17 protein-coding genes are annotated in these 20,134 nt (G+C 75.7%); 7 read left to right on the top strand and 10 right to left on the bottom strand.

Translation table 11 applies throughout. From position 1 onward, the window contains the following. Positions 1-9: 9 nt before the first annotated feature. Positions 10-1,869 carry an AfsR/SARP family transcriptional regulator gene (locus ACZ51D_RS20600; protein ID WP_465663186.1) on the top strand — a complete coding sequence of 620 codons (1,860 nt, stop codon included), beginning with the start codon at positions 10-12 and terminating at the stop codon, positions 1,867-1,869. A 19-nt stretch (positions 1,870-1,888) separates the two neighbouring features. On the opposite strand, the gene lanKC is transcribed toward ACZ51D_RS20600, so the two are convergent. The 3 genes from lanKC to ACZ51D_RS20585 all read right to left on the bottom strand — a co-directional run bounded on the left by lanKC (position 1,889) and on the right by ACZ51D_RS20585 (position 6,024). Next, positions 1,889-4,459, bottom strand: coding sequence for a class III lanthionine synthetase LanKC (lanKC, locus tag ACZ51D_RS20595; protein WP_465663184.1), 2,571 nt, complete (start codon positions 4,457-4,459; stop codon positions 1,889-1,891). Between the two features lie 55 nt (positions 4,460-4,514). Beyond that, positions 4,515-5,735: an MFS transporter gene (locus ACZ51D_RS20590; RefSeq protein ID WP_465663182.1), complete on the bottom strand. Its 1,221-nt coding sequence runs from the start codon at positions 5,733-5,735 to the stop codon at positions 4,515-4,517. A gap of 103 nt (positions 5,736-5,838) precedes the next feature. Beyond that, positions 5,839-6,024 (bottom strand): hypothetical protein, encoded by a 186-nt coding sequence (locus ACZ51D_RS20585; RefSeq protein ID WP_360503011.1) that lies wholly within the window; start codon positions 6,022-6,024, stop codon positions 5,839-5,841. A 389-nt stretch (positions 6,025-6,413) separates the two neighbouring features. On the opposite strand from ACZ51D_RS20585, the gene ACZ51D_RS20580 reads away from it, so the two are divergent. Genes ACZ51D_RS20580 through ACZ51D_RS20570 form a run of 3 tightly spaced genes read left to right on the top strand, consistent with a single transcriptional unit; the run spans position 6,414 to position 10,940 of the window. Continuing rightward, the gene (locus ACZ51D_RS20580) at positions 6,414-9,530 is read left to right on the top strand and encodes an adenylate/guanylate cyclase domain-containing protein (protein ID WP_465663180.1); all 3,117 of its coding nucleotides are present in this window, start codon (positions 6,414-6,416) and stop codon (positions 9,528-9,530) included. Then, positions 9,527-10,405: a S8 family peptidase gene (locus ACZ51D_RS20575; protein WP_465618911.1), complete on the top strand. Its 879-nt coding sequence runs from the start codon at positions 9,527-9,529 to the stop codon at positions 10,403-10,405. The genes ACZ51D_RS20580 and ACZ51D_RS20575 overlap by 4 nt, the downstream gene beginning before the upstream one ends. Further along, positions 10,389-10,940, top strand: a complete 552-nt coding sequence (locus ACZ51D_RS20570) for a GAF domain-containing protein (protein WP_465618909.1) — start codon at positions 10,389-10,391, stop codon at positions 10,938-10,940. The genes ACZ51D_RS20575 and ACZ51D_RS20570 overlap by 17 nt, the downstream gene beginning before the upstream one ends. 14 nt (positions 10,941-10,954) lie before the next feature. On the opposite strand, the gene ACZ51D_RS20565 is transcribed toward ACZ51D_RS20570, so the two are convergent. The 7 genes from ACZ51D_RS20565 to ACZ51D_RS20535 all read right to left on the bottom strand — a co-directional run bounded on the left by ACZ51D_RS20565 (position 10,955) and on the right by ACZ51D_RS20535 (position 17,207). After that, complete coding sequence (locus ACZ51D_RS20565) at positions 10,955-11,836, bottom strand: Vgb family protein (RefSeq protein WP_465663179.1); 882 nt, start codon at positions 11,834-11,836, stop codon at positions 10,955-10,957. Positions 11,837-11,917: 81 nt separating this feature from the next. Continuing rightward, a complete protein-coding gene (locus ACZ51D_RS20560) occupies positions 11,918-13,009 on the bottom strand; it encodes an AI-2E family transporter (protein ID WP_465663177.1) in 1,092 nt (363 codons plus the stop codon). 80 nt (positions 13,010-13,089) lie between these two features. Then, positions 13,090-14,187: a winged helix DNA-binding domain-containing protein gene (locus ACZ51D_RS20555; protein WP_465618903.1), complete on the bottom strand. Its 1,098-nt coding sequence runs from the start codon at positions 14,185-14,187 to the stop codon at positions 13,090-13,092. Next, complete coding sequence (locus ACZ51D_RS20550) at positions 14,184-14,894, bottom strand: glycerophosphodiester phosphodiesterase (RefSeq protein WP_465618901.1); 711 nt, start codon at positions 14,892-14,894, stop codon at positions 14,184-14,186. The genes ACZ51D_RS20555 and ACZ51D_RS20550 overlap by 4 nt, the downstream gene beginning before the upstream one ends. Beyond that, positions 14,891-15,373 (bottom strand): hypothetical protein, encoded by a 483-nt coding sequence (locus tag ACZ51D_RS20545; RefSeq protein ID WP_465663175.1) that lies wholly within the window; start codon positions 15,371-15,373, stop codon positions 14,891-14,893. Before ACZ51D_RS20545 ends, ACZ51D_RS20550 begins: the two co-directional genes overlap by 4 nt. 46 nt (positions 15,374-15,419) lie before the next feature. Next, positions 15,420-15,836: a TOBE domain-containing protein gene (locus ACZ51D_RS20540; protein WP_360502987.1), complete on the bottom strand. Its 417-nt coding sequence runs from the start codon at positions 15,834-15,836 to the stop codon at positions 15,420-15,422. A 126-nt stretch (positions 15,837-15,962) separates the two neighbouring features. Then, on the bottom strand, positions 15,963-17,207 hold the full coding sequence (locus tag ACZ51D_RS20535; RefSeq protein ID WP_465618896.1) for an ROK family transcriptional regulator: 1,245 nt from the start codon (positions 17,205-17,207) through the stop codon (positions 15,963-15,965). A 153-nt stretch (positions 17,208-17,360) separates the two neighbouring features. Between ACZ51D_RS20535 and ACZ51D_RS20530 the strand changes: the two genes are divergently transcribed. From ACZ51D_RS20530 to ACZ51D_RS20520, 3 genes are all read left to right on the top strand, one after another. Next, on the top strand, positions 17,361-18,599 hold the full coding sequence (locus ACZ51D_RS20530) for an MFS transporter (protein ID WP_465618894.1): 1,239 nt from the start codon (positions 17,361-17,363) through the stop codon (positions 18,597-18,599). Positions 18,600-18,804: 205 nt separating this feature from the next. Then, positions 18,805-19,362: an RICIN domain-containing protein gene (locus ACZ51D_RS20525; RefSeq protein WP_465618892.1), complete on the top strand. Its 558-nt coding sequence runs from the start codon at positions 18,805-18,807 to the stop codon at positions 19,360-19,362. 201 nt (positions 19,363-19,563) lie between these two features. Further along, complete coding sequence (locus ACZ51D_RS20520; RefSeq protein WP_465618890.1) at positions 19,564-20,124, top strand: RICIN domain-containing protein; 561 nt, start codon at positions 19,564-19,566, stop codon at positions 20,122-20,124. Positions 20,125-20,134 lie beyond the last annotated feature (10 nt).

The following is a 20,134-nucleotide window of genomic DNA, read 5'->3' as shown; positions in this document are numbered from 1 at the left end:
GGTACGCCGATGCCCCTGGCCCAGACCGCCGCCCCCGCCCGGCTGCGCTTCTCCGTCCTCGGCCCGCTCACCGGCGAGGCCGGCGGCCGCCCGCTGGCCCTCGGGCCGCTGAAGCAGCGGCTGGTGCTGGCCGTGCTGCTGAGCCGCGCCAATACGGCCGTGCAGGTCGACCTGCTCACCGACGCGGTCTGGCCCGAGGAGCCGCCGCGCACCGCCCGGAAGAACCTCCAGGTCTACATCTGCACCCTGCGCACCCTGCTCGGCCGTGAGGACGGTCCCGACCGGCTGGTCCACTCGGCCGGCGGCTACCTGCTGCGGGCGGCTGAGCCCGAGCTCGACCTCCTGCGGTTCCGCGCCCTGGCCCGGGCCGGCCGGGCGGCCGCCGACGGCGGTGCGCTGGCCCCGGCCGCCCGGCTGCTGCGTCAGGCCCTCGACCTGTGGCAGGGCGCGCCGCTCGCCGACCTGCGCTCCTCGCCCGCCGTCGAGGCCGAGGCCCGGCGGCTTGAGGCCCGCTGCCTGGGTGTTCACGAGGACTGGGCGGAAACGGAGTTGGAGCTGGGCAACGCCGCCGCCGTCGCCGAGGAGCTGGCCGAGCTCGCCGAGCGCCACCCGCTGCGCGAGCGCCTCCAGGCGGCCCGGATGAACGCGCTGCACCTCTCCGGCCGACAGGCCGAGGCGCTCGCCGTGTACGACACCCACCGTCAGCTGCTCGCCCGCGAGTTGGGCCTGGAACCGAGCCCCGCCCTGACCGCTCGCTACCGGGAGCTGCTCGCCCGTGGCCGGAGCGGGCCCGCTGCGGCCCGTCCGGAGCGCGGCGCCGCCCCGCACGGCGTCCTGCTGCCCGCCGACACCGCCGACTTCACCGGGAGGAGCGTCGAACTGCGGGAGCTGGTCGCCGAGTTGGGCGACGCGAGTGGGCGCGTCACGGTGCTCTCCGGGCCGGCCGGCAGCGGCAAGACTGCGCTCGCCGTGCACGCCGGCCATCTGCTCGCCGACCGTTTCCCGGACGGCCGGCTGCTCGTCCGGCTGCGCACCGGCGACGGCGCCCCGCGCCCGCTGCCCGAGGTGCTCGCCGAACTCGCCACCCTGACGGCCCTCTCCACCCTCTCCACCCGATCCGGCGCCGCCCCCGTGGATCCCGCCCCGGCCGACCCCGGCCAGGCCGCCGCCCTGTGGCGCGCCTCGCTCGCCGGACGCCGGATGCTGCTGATCCTGGACGACGCCCCGGGCGAGTCCGTGGTCCGTGAGCTGCTGCCGGGCCACGGCCCGAGCGCCGTCCTGGTCACCTCCCGCAGCCAGCTCGCCGGCCTGGCCTCGGTGCACCGGATCACCGTCCCGCCGCTGGCCCCCGCCGAGGCCCTGGAGCTGCTCGGCCGCATCGTCGGCACCGGCCGGATCGGCACCGACCGTGCGGCGGCCGCCCGGATCGTGGACGCCTGCGGGCTGCTGCCGCTCGCCGTCCGGGTGGCGGGCACCCGGCTGGCCGTGCTGCGCCACCTCCCGCCGGCCGAGTACGCGGCGCGGCTGGAGGATCCGGCGGGCGCCCTGGACGAGCTGGTCGCCGGGGACGTCACCGTCCGCGCCCGCCTCGACTCCGGCTGGCGTGACCTCACCGACCAGGGCCGGCTCGCCCTCGCCCGGCTCGCCGCCCTGCCGCTGTCCCTGCTCTTCACCCTCCCGGAGGCCGCCGCCGCCCTCGGCCGCCCCGAGCGACTGGCCCTGCGCACCCTGGAGTCGCTCACCGACACCGGGGCGGTCACCTCCCCCGTCGGCGAGGTCACCGCCCACGCCGCCCTCTACGCGCTCCCCCGGCTCACCCACCTGCACGCCCGCGAGCGCGCGGCCGCGCACCTGGACACCACCTCCTGACGCGCCGTCAACATCCTGATCACCCCAGCGTCAGCAGGTCCAGCACGTCCCCGCGCTCCTCCTCCAGCCCCCACAACCCCAGCAGCACGCCCGCCGCCCCCGTGTGCAGGTCCGCCGAGAAGCGCCGCAGCCGCATCCCCGGCACCAGCAGCCCCTCGGGCCGTGCCACCAGGTGCCACTGCAGACGCGCCACCTGCCCGGCCACGGCCTCCGGCGTCCCGCCCAGCCGGTCCAGCGCCAGCGTCAGCCCGGCCCGCCCCCGGAACAGCCCGGGCTCCCGGATGAACCCGGGCGCGCAGACCTTCCGGACGTCCGCCAGGAACGCCTCCCCGCCGGGCAGTTCGGCCGCCTCCAGGTACTCCCGCAGCACCAGGGCGATCCCGCTGCTCCCCCGGTCCAGGTACGCCAGCCGCCGTCCGGCCTCCAGCACCTGCAGCGACCCGTCCGGCACCCGGACGCACTGCGCCGTCGCCCGTTCCAGCGCGAGGCGCGCCGAGTCCAGCAGCCACGGCTCACCGGTGCGGCGGTACAACCGCAGCTGCAGCAGCGCGATTCCCGCCAGCCCGTACAGCAGCCCGGCCGCCGGGGGCGCGTCCAGCCCGTCCACCGTCTCTCCCCGGACCACCGCCGCCAGCTCGCAGGCGTCGGCCAGCGCGTCCGCCGCCTCCCGCCGGCTGTCCAGTGCCTCCGCCAGCCGTAGCCGGGCAAGCGCGGCGCCGGCCCGGCCGCCGAACAGGCCGGCCTGGCGCGCCGGACGGGCCGTGCGCGCCCGGGCGACCAGTTCCTGCGCCGCCTCCGGCCGCCCCACCCGGGCCAGCACGACCGCGACGCCGAGCGGGCCGTCGTACAGCCCGGCCGTGCCCGGCCGCGCTCCGCGCCGGCGCAGAGCGGCGACCAGCCAGTCCGCGTACTCCTGCGGCCAGTCGGCGCCCGCGCGGTGCAGCGCGTACAGCACCCCGGCGGCGCCGTGGGCGACGCCCGTACCGCCGTCGGCGAACCCGGCCACGTCCCCGGGGAAGAGCCGGTCCGGCCGGTCCGGGGTGGCTCCCGCGTGGATGCCCGCGATCAGCTCGCGCCGCGCCGGGGTCCAGGAGGGGCCGTCCAGCAGCTCACGGCCCCGCCGCTCGCTCGCCGACTCCGTGCACGCCGTCAACGCCGTCCGCGCCCCTGCCGCTGCCCCTGCCCCTGTTCCTGTTCCTGGCCGCACCGGCCCCTCCTCCGGCCCGAGTCCGAACCACTCCCGCGCCCGCCGTTCCAGCGCCGCGAGCTTCCCCGGGTCGCGGTCGGCCAGCTCCAGCACCGGCATCAGCAGCATCAGCCAGGTCGCCCACAGCATGAACCGGTCCGCCTCGGCGCCGTCGAGGCCCGGCGGGATCCGCAGCCCGGCCGCGCCCGCCGTCGGCACCCGCCGGTCGTCCAGCTCCGCCGCGTACTCGAAGTCCACCAGCACCACCGAACCGTCCGGCCGGAGCATCACATTGGCCGGGTGCAGGTCCCCGAACCGCACGCCTCGCCCGTGCAGCGCGCCGAGCGCCCTCTCCAGCGCGGCGACCACCCCGCCGACCCAGTGCGCGTACTCGGCGCGCTGCTCGGCCGTGCAGTTCTGGTGCACCAGCGGATAGCGCCGGATCGCCTCGGTGAACAGCTGGACGCCCTCGATGTGCTCCTGCACCAGGAAGATGTGCTCCCACACCGTCCGCACCTCGTGCAGCCGGGGCACGCAGTCCAGCCCGGCCAGCCGTTCCAGCGCCCACTGCTCGCGCCGCAGCCGGGTCGGCGCGTCCGCACCGGCGGCGTCCAGTCCGGCGTACGGGCGGGCCTCGCGCAGCACCACCCGCTCCCCGGTGCCCGGGCGCTCGGCCAGGTAGATCCCGCCGGCGCCGGAGAACTGCAGCACCTCGAGGATCCGGTACGGCAGGTCCCCGGCGGCCGCGTCCCGCGCGGCCAGGTGCGGGCGCAGCAGCTCGGGCGGCTCGACCCACTCCGGCAGCCGGAACACCGGCTCCCGCGAGTCCGGCACCAGTTCCCCGGCGGGGTCGCGCAGCGCGGGCACCGGCCGGCCGGTCTCGTCCTGGCACCACAGTTCGACGAACGCGCCGTAGCGTGCGTACACCGGGGCGGTGCCGATCCGCAGGTCGGTCAGCACGTACGGCCCGGGGCGCCCCTCCAGTTCTTCCGCCAACTCCACTGCCAGCCGCGCGAATTGCTCATCGGATTCCGGGTAGACGGTGATGAACTTGCCGCCGCTGCCGCGCCCGGTGAACTTGCCGTTCGCCACCCGCAACGCCGCCGCGCTGCGTAGGAACTTGAACGCCACCCGGTGCGCCCGGCAGATCCGCGCGACGACGGCCAGTGTGCCCTCTGCGCCGCCCTCCACCGCCGACACGTGCAGCTTCCAGCCCTGCTCCGGCAGCCGGACACCGTCGGGCCGCAGCACCGTCCACAGTCCGCGCTGCTCGCGCCGCCAGCCGTCGGGCGGCTCGCCGAGCCCCAGCGGGTAGCGGCTCGCCCGGTCACGCAGCCGCCCGGGGGTGTCGTAGTACGTCGGGTCGGCGAGGCAGTAAAGCTGGGTCTCGTGGGCGCCGGCCATGGCGCGCCTCCTCTTCCGGTTCCGGGCGGGCCTGGGGACGGGGTCCGGGGATGGGTCAGACGGCAGGGATCGGCACCGGCCCGCGCCGTACCGGCGGCGCCCAGGTGACCACGGCCGCGCAGACCGCGATAGCGATCGCCAGCAGGCCGAAGGTCCGGGTGCCGCCGAGGGAACCGAGCAGGATGCCGCCCACCAGCGGGCCGAACGGCTGGATCAGGGTGGACAGGAAGCCGGCGGCGCTCTGCACCCGGCCGATCCGGTCCGGCGGCGCGGCGAGCAGCATGCCGGAGACGAAGCCGATACTGGCGACGGTGGACAGGCACATGCAGGCCGCGCAGAGCAGCCCGATCAGCAGCGGCACCCTGGTCACGGTCAGCACCCCGGCCGTCAGCGCGGACGCCCAGCAGGCGAGCGCCACCAGGCTGCCGTCGCGCGCCCGGGCGCCGAGCCGGGGGGCGAGCAGCGCACCCGCCAGGGCCCCGGCGGCGGTGCAGGAGACGACCGTGCCGCCGCCGACCCCGGAGTGCCCGCCGTCGGAGGCGACGGCCAGGGTCACGAACATCAGCGCACTGAACGCGAAGTTCATCCCCAGGCCGAAGATCAGCAGCAGGGTCCGCAGGTAGGGCTGCTGCCAGATGAAGGCCAGCCCGGCGGTCAACTCCTGCTTGCTGAACACCGATCCGCTCTTCTCGGCGGGCATCGAGCGGGTCCGCATCAGTGCCACGCAGATCGTGGACAGCAGCAGTCCGATGCCCTCGGCGAGGAACGGCAGCACCGGGTGCCAGGCGAACAGCGCGCCGCCGCCGAGCGGTCCGATCAGCCGGGCCGCGGCGCCGCGGGCCTGCATCCGCGAGGAGGCCTCCCGGGCCTGCTCGCGCGGCACCACGGCGCGCAGCAGGGCGCCGGCGGAGGGCCCGTAGACGCTGGAGATCAGTGCCCCGGCGGCGGCGACCGGCAGGACCAGCACCAGCGGGGCGTGCCCCCGCAGCACGGCGACGACCAGGGCGCTGACCGCGAGCAGGCTGCCGACGTCGCAGATCCGCATCAGCCGGCGCCGCTCGATCCGGTCGGCGAGCACACCGCCGGGCAGCATGGTGAGCAGCAGCGCGCCGACCGAGACGGTGCCGATGGCGCCCGCCCTGGCGGCCGATCCGGTCTCCCGCAGGACCAGCAACGGCAGGGCGATCGATGCGAGTTGGGAGCCGAGCGAGGCCAGCAGGCCGCCGACCCAGAGCAGCCGGAAGTCCCGGTTGCGGGCGAGCGGGGTGGGCTCCATGGCCGTCCTCCGGGGTGGGGGTGGTGGCAGATCGGGCCGGGGCGGCCCCGTGTCGACGGGACCGCCCCGGAAGCCTTGCGCTACGGCCGGCGACCGGTGCCGGTCAGGCAGAGGTCTCGGCGCCGCCGACGTAGCTGATCAGGCTGAAGCAGTTGCCGTCCGAGGACTCGGCGAGGACCTTCATCGACTGCAGGTCCAGGACGTTGGCGGCGTGCGCCTCGACCTCCGGGGTCTCCTCGCCGTTCTCGCCGATGTTCTGGTCGACGTTCTGGTCGATGTTCTCAGCCATGGTCGAACTCCCTTCCACAGGTAAGCCGTTACGGTGGCGACGGGCGGCTGCCCGCCGTGCCGACCACATGGTGGGCGGGGCCGGCTGCGCCCGGCTTCGGAGCCGGTTGGGCACCGGTATGCCCGCAGGTCGGGATGCCGCCGACGACGCCCGCCCCACGCCACGGGGCCCGGCCCGACCCCGCCGAACCCCGCCCCGCCTGCGGCCATACCGGTCGCCAGGCGGTCCCGAACCGGGCCCGAAGCCGCCCCCGCAACCCTGACCCGGCACGCCCGAACACCCGAACACGCCGCACGCCCGAACACCCGATCACCTCGCACGCCGCGAACACCCGCATCGCCCGCGCCCCGTACGCCCCGCACAGCGGAGGACGACCGAAGGACGGCCCCATGCCCTGCCCACTCTGCGCCCAACTCGTCGCCACGAACGACCAGTTCTGCCCCTCCTGCGGCACACCGCGGGCCGCCGCCCTCGACCTGGTCGCCGAGGAGCGCAAGCTGGTCACGGTGGTCTTCTGCGACCTGGTCGACTCCACCGCCCTGTCCGGCGCGCTCGATCCGGAGACGCTGCGCGAGGTGATCCTGCGCTACTTCGAGCGGATGCACCGACAGATCGAGGCGCACGGCGGCACCCTGGAGAAGTTCATCGGCGACGCCGTGATGGCCGTCTTCGGCGTCCCGGTGATCCGCGAGGACGACGCCCACCGGGCGCTGGCCGCCGCGCTCGCCATGCTGGAGGACCTGGAGGATCTCAACACCGAGCTGGACGCCACCCTCGGGGTCCGGCTGGACGTCCGGATCGGCGTCAACACCGGTCAGGTGGTGGCAGGTTCGGACGCCTCGGCGCGTCAGGCGCTGATCTCCGGCGAGACCGTGAACATCGCCGCCCGGCTGCAGACCCAGGCCTCCCCCGGCCAGGTGCTGATCGGCCCGCAGACGCTGCGCGCGGCCGGCCCGGCCGCCCAGGTGGACGAGGTCGGCCCGCTGCGACTCAAGGGCAAGGCCGAGCCGGTCGCCGCCTACCGGCTGGTCGGCCTGGACGAGGACGACCCGGAGCTGCTGCGCCGTTTCGACGTCCCGCTGGTCGGCCGGGAGCGTGAACTGGCCGAGCTGGACGCCGCGTTGGCCCGGGTGGCGGGTGGCTCGAGTGCCGAGCTGCTGCTGGTGGCGGGCGAGGCCGGGATCGGCAAGACACGTCTGGTGCGCGAGTGGCGCGAGCGCGTGGGCCGGCGTACCGCGCGCTGCGGCACCGCCCGCTGCCGCAGTTTCGGCGAGCAGGGCGTACTGGCGCCGCTCGCCGAGGCCGTCCGCACCCTGCTGGACGAGCCGGAGGGCGCCGCTCCGGCCGAGGCGCTGGCCCGGCTGGACGAGGCGACCGCGCCGGGTGTCGGCGCCCGGCAGTCGCTGGAGCTGCTGGCCGCGATCCTGCGCGGACGCACCGTGGAGCGCCCCGCCGTCCTCGTCCTGGACGACTGCCAGTGGGCCGGTCCGGCGCTGCTGGACGCCGCCGAGCGGCTGACCGCCGCGCTCGGTTCGGCCCCCGTGCTGCTGCTGTGCCTGGCCCGCCCCGAGCTCCCGGCCGTCCGGCCGGAGGTGCCGACGCTGCCGGTCGGCGGCCTGTCCTGGGACGAATCCGCGCTGCTGGCCGCACAGTTGACCGAGCTGAGTGCCCACCAGGAGGCGGTGCCCACCCGGCTGCTGGAGCGCGCCGAGGGCAACCCGCTGCACCTGGAGGAGCTGCTGGCCGCCCTCACCGAGGCCGAGGGGCTCACCCTGGTCGACGAACTCCCGCCCGCCGGAAGGGCGTTGCTCAGTGCCCAGATCGACGGGCTGGAGCGCGACGAGCGTGCCACGCTGGACCTCGCCGCCGTGCTCGGCCGCGCCTTCACCGCCGCCGAGCTGGCCGAACTCGCCCACGGCGGCACCGACCAGGACGCTTTCGCCGACCCCGAGGACGATGTCTTCACCGGCCCGATCGACGGCCTGCCGGTCGGCCCGCCGGCCGACGGCGACGACACCCCGCCCCGGCTGCACGCCGCGCTGGCCCGGCTGGCCGAGCGCCGCCTGGTCGAACCGACCGGCACCGGCTACCGGTTCAGCAGCGGCCTGGTCCAGGAGTCGGTCTACCAGTCGATGTCCAAGCGGGCCCGCGCCGAGCGCCACGAGCGCGCCGCCGACCTGCCGGCCGTCCGCTCCGCCGGGGACGCCGCCGTCGGCGGCCACCTGGAACGCGCCCACCGCTACCGGCTGGAACTCGGCCTGTTGGACGCCCGCACCGACACCCTGCGCACCCGCGCGGCCGCCGCCCTCGGCGCCGCCGGGGCGGGCGCCCTGGCCCGCGCCGACCTGCCCGCCGCCACCGACCTGCTGGAGCGGGCCGTCCGGCTGCACTACCCGAACGAGCGCGCCGCCGGCCCCGTCCTGCGCCGCCTCGGCGAGGCCCGCCTCGCACTCGGTCGCGCCGACGAGGCGCTGCCCGTCCTCGCCCAGGTGCGCGACGCGGCCGCCGACCCGCTGGACGCCGCGCACGCCCGGCTCGCCCTGGCCGCCCGGGGCCTGCCGCCCGGCCAGGACCAGCCCGCCGCCACCGCCCGCGCCGTGCTGCCGCTGTTCAGCGACACCGGGGATGACCTCGGCCAGGCCCGCGCCCGGCTGCGGCTGGCCGAGGAGCACCTGCTGGCGGGCCGGCACACCGAGGCCGGGCAGCTGCTGGACCAGGCACTCGACCAGGTCTCCCGCACCGACGCCGAGCTGGACCGGGCCGCCGTGCTGGCCGCGCTGGCCGCCGCGCTGCTGACCGGCCCCGAGCCCGTCCCGAACGCCACCTTCCGACTGCGGGCCCTGCTCGCCGAGCACGGCACCGGCCGACGAACCGTCCGGGTCGCGCTGAACGGCCCGCTGGCCGTCCTGCTGGCCCTGCGCGACCGCCCCGCGGAGGCCGAGCTGCTGCTCGCCGAGGCCAACGGCCTGGCCGGGGAGCTGTCGCTGGCCGAGGCGATGGTCGCGCTGCCCGCGCTGACCGCCCAGGCCGCGGCCGCCACCGGCCAGTCCGGCCAGGCCCTGGACCTGCTGGCCGACGCCGCCGAGATCGCCCGCCGTCAGGGCACCGCCGCCCCGCTGCCGCGCCTCGCCCTCGCCACCGCCCGGGTCCTACTGGACATCGACCGCCCGGCCCAGGCCGCCCGCCACCTGGACGGCGCGGACGCCACCGCCGCACTGGCGCCGGTGCTCGCCATCGAGCTGGACGCGCTGCGCGGCCGGCTCGCCGCCACCCGGGGCGAGGCCCAGCCGGCGCTGGACCTCACCGCGGCCGCCCTGCGCGCCGCCGAGGCCACCGAGTCGCTGCTGCTCCAGGCGCTCACCGCGCTCGACCGCGCGCACGCCCTGCTGCTGCTCGGCCGCTCCGCCGAGGCCGCCGCGGCCGCCGCCACCGCCCGGGACCGGTTCGCCGCCAAGGGCCACCTGCCCGGCGTACGGCGGGCCGAGCGGCTCGGGGGCACCCGGTGAACGGCCCGGCCGGCCTCACCTGGAGCCTGCGCGACCGCGCCCCCGCCGACCTGCCGGTGCTCGCCGACCGCCTCACCGACGACACCGACGACACCATCGGCAGTGACGGCGGCAACGGCGGCAACTCCACCGGCAAGGGCGTGCGGGTCTGTGTGGTCGACTCCGGCGTCGAGCCGGACCACCCGCTGGTCGGCCCGCTGCAGGGCTCCTGGGCAGTCGTCAAGGACCCGGTCACCCGGGAGCTGACCGTCCGCCCGGACACCGCCGGCGACACCTGCGGCCACGGCACCGCCTGCGCCGGCATCATCCGCCGCACCGCCCCGGACTGCGAGCTGTACAGCGTCCGGGTGCTCGGCGAGCGCTTCACCGGCACCGGCGACATGCTGATCGCCGGACTGCGCTGGGCCGTCCGGCAGGGCTTCGACGTCGTCAACCTCAGCCTCTCCACCACCCGGACCCGCTTCCTGGAGGAGCTGCACGCGATCGCCGACGACGCCTTCTTCGCCCGCACCGCGATCGTCGCCTCCGCCCACAACACCCCGGTGGAGAGCTACCCCTGGCGGTTCTCCTCGGTCATCTCGGTGGGCAGCCACCAGGAGGACGACCCGGCCCTGCACCTGTACAACCCGGCGCCGCCGGTCGAGTTCTTCGCCCCCGGCCAGAACGTCCGGGTGCCCTGGCTCGGCGGCGCCACCATCCGCACCACCGGCAACAGCTTCGCCACGCCGTACGTGGCCGGGCTCTGCGCCCGCATCCTGTCCCGGCGGCCGAGGCTGACCACCTTCCAGCTGAAGAGCGCGCTCTACCTCACCGCGGCCAACGTCCAGGTCCCGACCACCCCCACCCCGGAGGCGCCCGATGACCCTCAGCACTGACCCCGCCGTCGATCCGCTGGCCCGCGAGCTGCTGCAGTCGGTGGTGGACGTCGCCCGGGCGATCTTCGGCGCCCAGGCGGGCTCGGTCTGCCTGCTCGACGAGACGGCCGGGGAGCTGGTGTTCCAGGCCGTCTCGGGGCGCGGCGAGGAGTCCCTGGTCGGCCGCCGTTTCCCGGCCGGCCGGGGCATCGCCGGCTGGGTCGCCGCCTCCGGCGAGCCGATGGTGGTCGACGACCTGGGCGCGAACCGCACCTTCGACCGGGACTTCGCCCAGTCCACCGCGTACGTCCCGAATGCCCTGATGGCCGCGCCGCTCACCCACGGCAACCGGGTGCTCGGCGTCCTGGAGGTCCTGGACCCGGCCCCGCAGGCCCGCGCGAGCCTGCCCGAACTGGACCTGCTGGCCATGTTCGCCCGCCAGGCCGCCGCCGCCCTCCGGGTGATCGCCGACCGCGCCCCCGCCCCGCAGCCGGTCCCCGACCGCGCCGCCGCCCTCGGCCTCCTCGCCGACCTGGAGGAACTGCTGCGCCGCTGAGGCGGGTGCGGGCCTCAGCCCCGGGCCGGGGCCAGGCGGAGGATCTCGCCGCGCTCCAGCGCCGCGTACACCGTGCCGTCCGGGGCGACGGCGATGCCGTGCGGCTCGGCGCCCTCGCCCGGGATCGGGCGGCCGTCCAGCCGCCCGTCCGGGGTGAGCACCCCGATCCGTCCCGCGCCCCACTCGGTGAACCAGAGCCGGCCGTCCGGCCCCGCCGCGATGGCGTGCGGCTTGGCGGCCCGGTCGGCCAGCGGGTACTCCGTCACCTCGCCGTCCACGGTGATCCGCCCGACCAGCCCGCCGCCGATGCCGACGTACCAGAGCGCGCCGTCCGCCCCGGCGGTGATCCCGACCGGTGCGGTGCCCCCGGTGGGCAGCCGGTGGACGGTCACCTGCCCGTCCGTACCGACCCTCGCCACCGCGTCCGCCTGGTTGAGCGTGCACCACAGGGTGCCGTCCGGCCCGGCCGTGATCAGCGACGGAAACGCCCCGGCGACCGGCAGCGGGTGCTCCGTCACCTCCCCGTCCGGCGTGATCCGCCCGATCCGGTTCGCGTTCATCTCGGTGAACCACACCGCCCCGTCCGGCCCGGCGGCGATCCCGTACGGTCCGGCGTTCTCGCCCGGCAGCGCGAACGAGCCCGCCGTCCCGTCCCCGTCGATCCGCCCGATCCGGTGGTCCCGCATCCGGCTGAACCACATCGCCCCGTCGGGGCCGGCCGTGATCACCGCCGGCCCGCACCCGGGCGCCCCGAGCCCGTACCGCCGGACCGCCCCGTCCGCCGCCAACCGCCCGATCTCCCCGGCATGCACCAGCGTGAACCAGACGCTCCCGTCCGCCCCCACGGCCACCCCGTACGGCCCGGCCCCCGCTTCGGCCACCTCGAACAGTTCCATCCGCACCCCTCCCGGCACTATCGCGACTGCCGTCGCATTAGTGATGTTCACACAGGGACCGCAGGCCTGGCAACCGGCTTCTCACGCCCCGCCGCCCGCCCGCCCCGGGACGCCGCGCAGGACCGAGATGACACCCGTCGCCGCCGCGCAGACCGGGACGGCGAGCAGGGCGCCGATGATGCCCGCGATGCCGGAGCCGGCCACCACGGCGACCATGATGGTGGCCGGGTGCAGCTCGACGGTCCGGCTCTGGATGACGGGCTGGAGGATGTTGCCCTCGATCATCTGCACGGCGAGCACCACGCCGAGGGCCCACAGGGCCGTGCCGAGGCCCCCGTCGGCGAGGGCGACCAGGACGGCGACCGTGCCGGACAGGAAGGCGCCGACGAAGGGGATGTAGGCCCCCATGAAGACCAGCGCGCCGAGGCCGGGGGCGCCGGGCACGCCGAGGGCGACCAGGCCGATGGTGATGAAGCCCGCGTCGATCAGGGCGATCAGGGTGGTGCCACGCATGAAGCCGGCCATCGCGTCGAAGGCCCGCTCTGCGCAGGCGACCACGGTCTCGGCGCCGGGTCCGGGCAGGTAGGAGCGGATGGCGTCGGCGGTGCGGTGGCCGTCGCGGAGGAAGAAGAAGACCAGGGCGAGCGCCAGCACCCCGCCGGTGATCAGTTGGGTGAGCAGGCCGAGCCCGGAGAGCACACCGTTCGTCAGCGTCGAGACCAGCGAGTTGGTCTCGCCCTTGGCGTTGTTCAGGGCGTGCTGGATCTTCTCCCCGAACGGGCCGAGCCACTCGGCCAGCCGGTGCCCGGCCTGCGGCAGCGAGGTGGCGATCTGCGGGGCACTGTGCACCAGGGAGTTGACCAGCAGCGCGAGGACCCCGCCGACCGCCACGACCAGCACCATGCAGGTCAGCCCGGCGGCGAGGCCCCGACTCACGCCCCGCCCGACCAGCCAGGGCACCACCGGGTAAAGCAGTGAGGCTCCGAGCAGCGCCAGGACGAACGGCACGGTGGCGGCCCGCAGTTCGACCAGCGCGAAGACCACCAGCGAGGCGACCGCGATGAGCAGGATCACCGCCATCGCCCAGGCCGCCGCCTGTCGCAGCGCGGGCGGCAGCATCAGGTAGGGCCTGCGGTGGTCGGGCTGCCTGCCGGGCGGGCGCTCCACGGACACGGCCACCTCCGCCGGGGATCGTCGTTGGGTCCGAACCGACCCAGCTCAGCAGAGAATGTGACGATCTGCCCGTTGTATCGCTATTCGGGGTCCTCGATCAGAACCGCACCGCCCGCGCCCGCGAAGGCCAGCACCCGCTCCGCCTCGGCCTGCGCCGCCTGCCGGTCGGCCCGCCGCAGCGCCACGAACGGCTGCACGACGACCTCCTGCTCACCCGTCAGCCGCCAGGACCCGGCGACCATCCCGTCCACCAGCAGCGTCCCGAGCACGATCCCGTTCTGCGTCATGACCCGCCCCCGGTACTCCTCGGGCAGCACCCGGGTGCGGTCCGCGTGCGACAGCAGCAGATTGTCGAACGGCGCGACCAGCCGCACCGGCGCCGGGGTGTCCGCGTCCGGCCGGGGCGCCTCCGGCAGGTCGTACAGCAGCCGGCCCTGCTCGTCGCGGAAGGTCACCAGCCGCGGCGCGAGCCGTGCCAGCACCGGGGAGAGTCCGGTGCGGCCCGACCACTTCTTCAGGTCGGCCGCGGTGGCCGGGCCGAACGCGGCGAGGTAGCGCAGGACGAGGTCGTCGAGCACGGGCGCCGGGTCGAGCGGGCGGCCGAGCCAGGCTTCGGCGGTGGTGTGCGCGGCCGGGCCGCCGCGCCCCCACAGGCCGCGCGGCGGCACCTGGACGAGCGGCAGCAGGCAGCGGGCCGCCTGGGCGAGCACGGCCGGGTCGCGGTCCGGGCGGGTGGCGGCGAGTAGCGCGCCCAGCTGTTGGAAGGTGCGCGGCTGCTCCTCGACCAGCTCCCGGGCCTCGGCGGCGAGCGCGTCCGGGTCGAGCCCGGCGAGCCCCTTGCCGAAGGTGGTGCGCAGCCCCTGGTCCAGGACGGGCTGGAGCAGCGGGCGCAGCGTCAGGCAGTCGTCGGCGGTGACCAGGTGGATGGTGCCGCGCTGGAGGGCGATCCGGACCACCGACCGCTGTTCGATCAGCGTGCTCAGCGGCTCGGGTGTGAAGCCGTCGAGTCGGGCGAGCAGCCCGAGGTAGGGCGGCTGGGGTGCGGCCTGGGCCTGGAGGCCGGCGAGGTGGTGGACCATCGCGGCGGGTTCCAGGTCGGTGCGGGCGAGCAGGTGCTGACGGGCCAGCAGGGCGCGGCCCAGCTCCCGGGTGCCGAGCACCTGCCCGGGTTCGGTCACCGGCGGCCGTCCAGCACCGAGCGCAGTACGCCGATCCGGTTGGTGGTGATGGAGGCGACCCCGGTGTCCCGCAGTCGGCGCATGGTGCGGCGCAGGTCGGCGGTCCAGGTGGAGACGGCGAGTCCGGCGTCGGTCGCGGCGGCGGCGAACTCGGGGGTGACGAGGCCGAACGGCGGGTTGAGGTAGCGCGGGCGCAGGTCGTCCAGCAGGGTGCGGACGGGCATCCGCGGCTGTTTCCAGGTGAGCGCGATCTCGGCGTCGGGGGTCAGTTCGCGCACCGCGAGCATGGCGGTGACCGGGCCGCAGAAGGCGACCTGCCGTTCGGCGCCGAGTCCGGTGACCACGGACCAGGTGGCGGCGGCCGGCCCGGGGTCGTCCAGGTCGATCAGCAGTCGGCGGCCCTCGGTGGCGGTCACCGCCTTGATCGCCTCGGCGAGCGTGGGGATGGCGAGCCGGCCGTGCCGCAGCTCGTCCAGCTGCTCGGTGGTGACCCGGTCGATCGACCGCGGGTCGTTCCAGAGCCGTTCCAGGGTGCGGTCGTGCAGGAGGACGGGCACCCTGTCGCGGGTGAGCCGGATGTCCACCTCGACGGCGTCGGCGCCGGCGGCCAGCGCGGATTCGATCGAGGGCAGGGTGTTCTCGCGGTGGCGGTACGGGTCGCCGCGGTGGGCGACGGCCAGTACCCGGGGGCTGCGGTCGGTGGTCATCGGATCCTCTCCGCGAGCCAGGGGGTGAGGTTGTGGACGCCGACGTCCTCGCGGTGACTCGGCTCCCCAGGGACAGTGACGATCAGCGTGGTGGACGGCGGGAAGGTGCGCGCCCTGACGTGCACGAGGTCGGTCCAGACCGCGTCCAGGAAGCCCGGGACGCGGTCGCGCTCGACGTCGAAGGCGATGCCCTCGACGGTCACCGTGACCTCGTCGTGGGTGAACAGCCGGACGGCGACACGGGGGCGGCCGTCGTACTCCAGCAGCGCCTCGTGCGGAATCCCGTCGAACTCGCCGCCCGCGCCGCCCGAGCCGCCGGAGCTGCCCGAGCCGACTGGCCCGGGCGGCCCGACCAGGCCGGCGAAGGTCTGGTCGCGGCCGATGTCGTGCCGGGCGCGGACGGTCCGGCCGTGCCGGTCCGCCACGGTCTGGATCGCGAGCACGGCGCTCTGGGTGGTCGGCAGGTGCGGGGGTGGCATCCGGGCCTCTCGGTCGGTTCGACGTTCGGGACTCGTCGGTGGGGCGTCAGCGCCGCTCGATCATCACATTGGTGGACTTGATGACCGCCGTGGCGGGTGCGCCGGGCACCAGGTTCAGCTCCTCCGCCGACTCCCGGCTGATCAGCGACACCACCCGGAACGGCCCGGCCTGGATCTCCACCTGCGCGGCCACGTCGCCGAGCACCACGTGGGTGACGATCCCCGGGAAGCGGTTGCGGGCCGAGGACGGGCGGCCCTCGGCCTCGGCGTTCTCCGGCCGGGCCAGCTCGCGGGCGAAGGCGGCGAGCTCGGCGCCGGGGATGATCCGGTGCCCGTGCTCGTCGCGCGCGGCGGCGAGCCGCCCGGCGTCCACCCAGCGCCGCATGGTGTCGGCGCTGACGCCGAGCAGCGCCGCCGCCTCGCCGATGCGGTACGGGTTCGCCGGCACCTCGGGCTGGCCCATGAGCGACTCCTGACGGTGGTTCGAGGAACAAGGGTCGTGGCGGAACGCGCCCCCGTCCGCCATCCTGCCGTACCGGGTACGGCAACGGGCAAGTCAGGGGCTGCTACCGCTCGACACCAGGGGCCGCTACGGCTCGCCGAAGAGGTCCCGCCGCACCGCGTCCCCGGCGGTCAGCACCGCACCGGCGAGCACCGCGCCGCCACCCGCCGTACCGGCCCGCACCTCGGTACTCAGCGGGGAGAGCCGGGCCAGCCGCCGCTCGACCCGGCCGGCCAGCTCGGCGCCGCCGGCCCGGCCGATCTCCCCGCCGAGCACCACGCAGCCGGGATCGAGCACGACGCACACGCTCGCCGCGCCGAGGGCGATCCGCGCGGCCAGCTCGTCCAGGAAGCGCCCGCCCGCCTCGCCCGCCTGGCCCGTGCCCGCCGTCGGCGCCGCCACCTCTGTCACCGCCGCCACGGCCGCCACCGCTGCCACCGCCGCGCGGACGACGGCCTCGGCGGCGGAGGCGTCCCCGGCCGGGTCGGCGGGCAGCCCGTGGGCGCGGGCCAGGTCGCAGATCGCCGCGCTGCCGACCAGGCCGTGGAAGCCGCCTTCGCAGCTGTCGGCGCTGGGCGGCCCGGCGGTCCCGGGGACGGGCAGGAAGCAGATCTCGCCGGTGCCGCCGGAGAAGCCGCGGCGCAGCCGCCCGTCCAGGATGACGGCGGCGCCGACGCTGTGGCCGAGCCACATCAGCACGAAGGTGTCGCGGTCGCGCGCGGCACCGACCCGGTACTCGGCCCGCCCGGCGAGGTTGACCTCGTTCTCCAGGATCACCTCGGTGCCGGGCAACTCCTCCAGTGCGGCGAGGAGTTCGGCGTGCCAGGTGGGGAGTTTGCCGGTGCTCTGCAGCCGCCCGGTGGCGGGGTCGACAAGTCCGGGGGCGCCGACCGCGACGGTGTGCAGCCGCTCGACGCCGGCGCCGCGCGCGGTCTCCAGCAGGGTGGCGGTGATCGCCGCGGCGGTGTCGGGCCCGCCGTCGCCGTCGACCGGGATCTCGGCGGTGGCGAGGACGTGCCCGGCGAGGTCGGCGACGACCAGGCTGACACCGCCGGACCGGACGTCGAAGGCGGCGATGTGCGCCCGGGAGGCGACCAGTGCGTAGACCCGGGCGTTGGGGCCGCGCCGCTGTTCGCCGCGTTCGCCGACGACCGCCACCAGGCCGGTGCGCTGGAGGCGTTCGAGCAGGTCGGCGACGGTCGGCCGGGAGAGGCCGGTGAGGTCGCGCAGCTCGGTCGCGGTCAGGGGGCCCTGCTCGAGCAGGAGGTTGAGCGCCAGCCGGTCGTTGATCGCCCGGGCAGTGCTCGGCGTGGCCGTACGCGCGGTGGTCATGGCCGCTCATCCTTCCAGAGTGTTTCTATCAGGGTCCCTTCCTGATAGTTTATCGAATCGTCGACCGGCCGGCTGTACCTGCGTTTGACTGTCAGCAAGGCCACCCACAGGGCACTGTCGCGCCCCGCACCGCGCGACCGGGAGGGAACGCCGATGAACCGCACCACCGCACCCCCGCCGGACCCACGGCCGGAACCGCTGGCCGCCCCGCGCCGGGCGCGGGCGAGCATCGCCCTGGTCTTCGGCGTGCACGGCGCCGTCAGCGGCAGCTTCGTCACCCGCATCCCGTGGATCCAGGACCGCCTCGACCTGTCCACCGGACAGCTCGGCCTGGCCCTGGTCATGCCCGCCATCGGCTCCTCCCTCGCCATGCCGCTGGCCGGCCGCTTCGTCCACCGCTACGGCGGCCGGGCGGCGGTGCGCGGCCTGATCGCGCTCTGGTGCCTGGCCCTCGCCCTGCCCGCGCTCGCCCCCTCGCTGCCGGTGCTGTGCGTGGCACTGCTGGCGTACGGGGCCACGGCCGGCATGGCGGACGTCGCGATGAACGCGCAGGGCGTGGAGATCGAGGAGCGGCTCGGCCGCTCGATCATGTCCGGACTGCACGGGATGTGGAGCGCCGGCGGCCTGCTGGCCTCCGGCTTCGGCATCCTCGCCGCCCACCTCGACCTCGACGCCCGGCTGCAGCTGGCCGTCACCGCACTGGTCCTGCTCGCCCTCGCCCAGCCGGTCTGCCGCCGCCTGCCCGACCTGCGGGCGCACGAGGGCGCGGAGGAGCCGCCGAGGTTCGCGCTGCCACCGCGCAGCTCGCTGGTGATCGGGCTGGTCGGCTTCTGCGCGGTCTTCGCCGAGGGCGCCTCGATGGACTGGAGCGGCGTCTACCTGCGGGACGTCACCGGCGCCTCGGCCACTGTCGCCGCCGCCTCGTACACCGCCTTCTCGCTCACCATGGCGGTCAGCCGCCTCGCCGGGGACGCCGCGATCCGCCGCCTCGGCGCCGTCCGCGCCACCCGGATCGGCGGCGCCGTCGCCACCGTCGGCGGCCTGCTGGTGGTCGCCGCCGACAGCCCAGTGCTGGCCATCCCCGGCTTCGCCCTCATCGGCATCGGCATCGCCGTCATCGTCCCGCTCGCCTTCGCCGCCGCCGGCCGGATCGGCACCAACGCCAGCCAGGCCATCGCGGGCGTCGCCACCGTCACCTACACCTCCGGCCTGATCGCCCCCGCCGTCATCGGCACCCTCGCCGAGGCCACCTCGCTGACCGTCTCCTTCGGACTGGTCACTGCCCTCGTCTTCGCCCTGCTGCTGAGCGCCGGGGCGCTGCGCCAGGCCGAACGGCATTCCACCGGCAGAACCGCGACCGCCGTGGAATCGGACATGACGGCGAGTTCCTGAAGGAGTTCCCCGCCCGCACCGCCGACCCCCGGCCGACTGCCCGCACGACTTTCTCCGCCATCCGGGTGCTCCGCACAACCTCCTCGAACTCTCGGCGGTCGAACAGGCCGCCGCGGCCCGGGACTCCCGGCAACGCCTGCCGGGTTTCCTCGCCGGGTCGCGCCGGACCGCACCACCGCCGAACCGCACCACCGGAGGTCGACCGATGTTGTGCCGCACGCGGCTCGTCGCCGCAAGTACCGTCCTCGCCACCGCCGCCGTGGCCTTCACCGCCCCGGCGGCGCCCGCAGCGCCCGCCGCCGCCACCACCGCCACCACCGACTTCGGCCCTGCCGAGATCCGCACCGGCATGTACGCCGGGACGAACGACCTCTGCCTGGAGGTCGCCGACTGGCGCACCGACGACGGCGCCCCGGTCCGGATCTGGACCTGCACCGGCGGCGACAACCAGAAGTGGACCCAGACCGCCAACGGCTGGATCAACCTGCACAGCGGCAAGTGCCTGGAGATCCCCGGCTACAGCACCGCCTGGGGCACCCAGGCCGACCAGTGGACCTGCAACGGCGGCTCCAACCAGCAGTGGAGCGACCCGCCCGCCAGCCACCCCGGCACCCCGCGCCGCATCGTGAACGCCCACAGCGGCCTCGTCCTCGACGTCGCCGGCGGCGCACTGACCGACGGCACCCCGGTGATCCAGTGGGAGTACCTCGCCGGCGCCAACCAGTTCTGGCACTACAACCCCGAGAAGGACCCGTACAGCTGATCCCCCGGCCGGCCGGCGGCCACCGGAGAGCAGCACCACTCGCCCGCCCGTCGTCAGCCTGCCATCGGACACATCCGATGGCAGGCATCCATGGCCACCTCCCAGGCGAACCCGTGACCACGGTTCGCGTCCGGAACCGGTACGTCACCGAATAGGGTTTCGACGCACGTCGTCCCATGACCACGCTCCCAGGGGGAATCCATGACCACGTCGTCACGTGTCCGGCACCGCAGACCCGTCCCGCCCGCCGCAGCCCGCCGCGTGCTCGTTGCCGCCGCCGTCGGGCTCGCCACCGCCGCCGCGACCGTACTCGCCGCCCCGTCGGCCTCGGCGAGCCAGGCCGGGCAGTACCGGATCAGCAACGTCGCCACGGGCAAGTGTCTGGAGGTGGCCGACTGGCGCACCGACGACGGTGCCCCGGTCCGCCAGTGGACCTGCACCGGCGGGGCCAATCAGCAGTGGACGAGCGGACCGGGCTCAACGATCATCAACGTCCACAGCGGCAAGTGCCTGGAGGTCCCCGGGTACAGCACCACCGTGGGCACCCCGATCGACCAGTGGAGCTGTAACGGGGGGTCCAACCAGGGCTGGCGCGACGAGACCCTGGGCACCGGCTTCCCCCACGACTACCCGAACGTGAACAGCGGCCTCTGGCTCGACCTGTACGGCGGGAGTCCGGCGGACGGGACGCCGGTGATCCAGTGGCCGGGCAATAACAGGCCCAACCAGGCCTGGTTCACCAACGGCCCGGTGGCCCGGTAGCCCGCGGCCC

The organism is Kitasatospora sp. NPDC033851 (assembly GCF_055576085.1).
The sequence above is the reverse complement of the archived record's forward strand: the minus strand, read 5'-3'. Positions and strand labels throughout refer to the sequence as shown.

Coding starts and splice junctions, on each gene's coding strand:
- ACZ51D_RS20600 (WP_465663186.1), top strand. CDS start 10: ATGCCCCTGGCCCAGACCGCCGCCCCCGCCCGGCTGCGCTTCTCCGTC.
- lanKC (WP_465663184.1), bottom strand. CDS start 4,459: ATGGCCGGCGCCCACGAGACCCAGCTTTACTGCCTCGCCGACCCGACG.
- ACZ51D_RS20580 (WP_465663180.1), top strand. CDS start 6,414: ATGCCCTGCCCACTCTGCGCCCAACTCGTCGCCACGAACGACCAGTTC.
- ACZ51D_RS20545 (WP_465663175.1), bottom strand. CDS start 15,373: ATGCCACCCCCGCACCTGCCGACCACCCAGAGCGCCGTGCTCGCGATC.
- ACZ51D_RS20585 (WP_360503011.1), bottom strand. CDS start 6,024: ATGGCTGAGAACATCGACCAGAACGTCGACCAGAACATCGGCGAGAAC.
- ACZ51D_RS20525 (WP_465618892.1), top strand. CDS start 18,805: ATGTTGTGCCGCACGCGGCTCGTCGCCGCAAGTACCGTCCTCGCCACC.
- ACZ51D_RS20590 (WP_465663182.1), bottom strand. CDS start 5,735: ATGGAGCCCACCCCGCTCGCCCGCAACCGGGACTTCCGGCTGCTCTGG.
- ACZ51D_RS20535 (WP_465618896.1), bottom strand. CDS start 17,207: ATGACCACCGCGCGTACGGCCACGCCGAGCACTGCCCGGGCGATCAAC.
- ACZ51D_RS20530 (WP_465618894.1), top strand. CDS start 17,361: ATGAACCGCACCACCGCACCCCCGCCGGACCCACGGCCGGAACCGCTG.
- ACZ51D_RS20565 (WP_465663179.1), bottom strand. CDS start 11,836: ATGGAACTGTTCGAGGTGGCCGAAGCGGGGGCCGGGCCGTACGGGGTG.
- ACZ51D_RS20540 (WP_360502987.1), bottom strand. CDS start 15,836: ATGGGCCAGCCCGAGGTGCCGGCGAACCCGTACCGCATCGGCGAGGCG.
- ACZ51D_RS20520 (WP_465618890.1), top strand. CDS start 19,564: ATGACCACGTCGTCACGTGTCCGGCACCGCAGACCCGTCCCGCCCGCC.
- ACZ51D_RS20550 (WP_465618901.1), bottom strand. CDS start 14,894: ATGACCACCGACCGCAGCCCCCGGGTACTGGCCGTCGCCCACCGCGGC.
- ACZ51D_RS20570 (WP_465618909.1), top strand. CDS start 10,389: ATGACCCTCAGCACTGACCCCGCCGTCGATCCGCTGGCCCGCGAGCTG.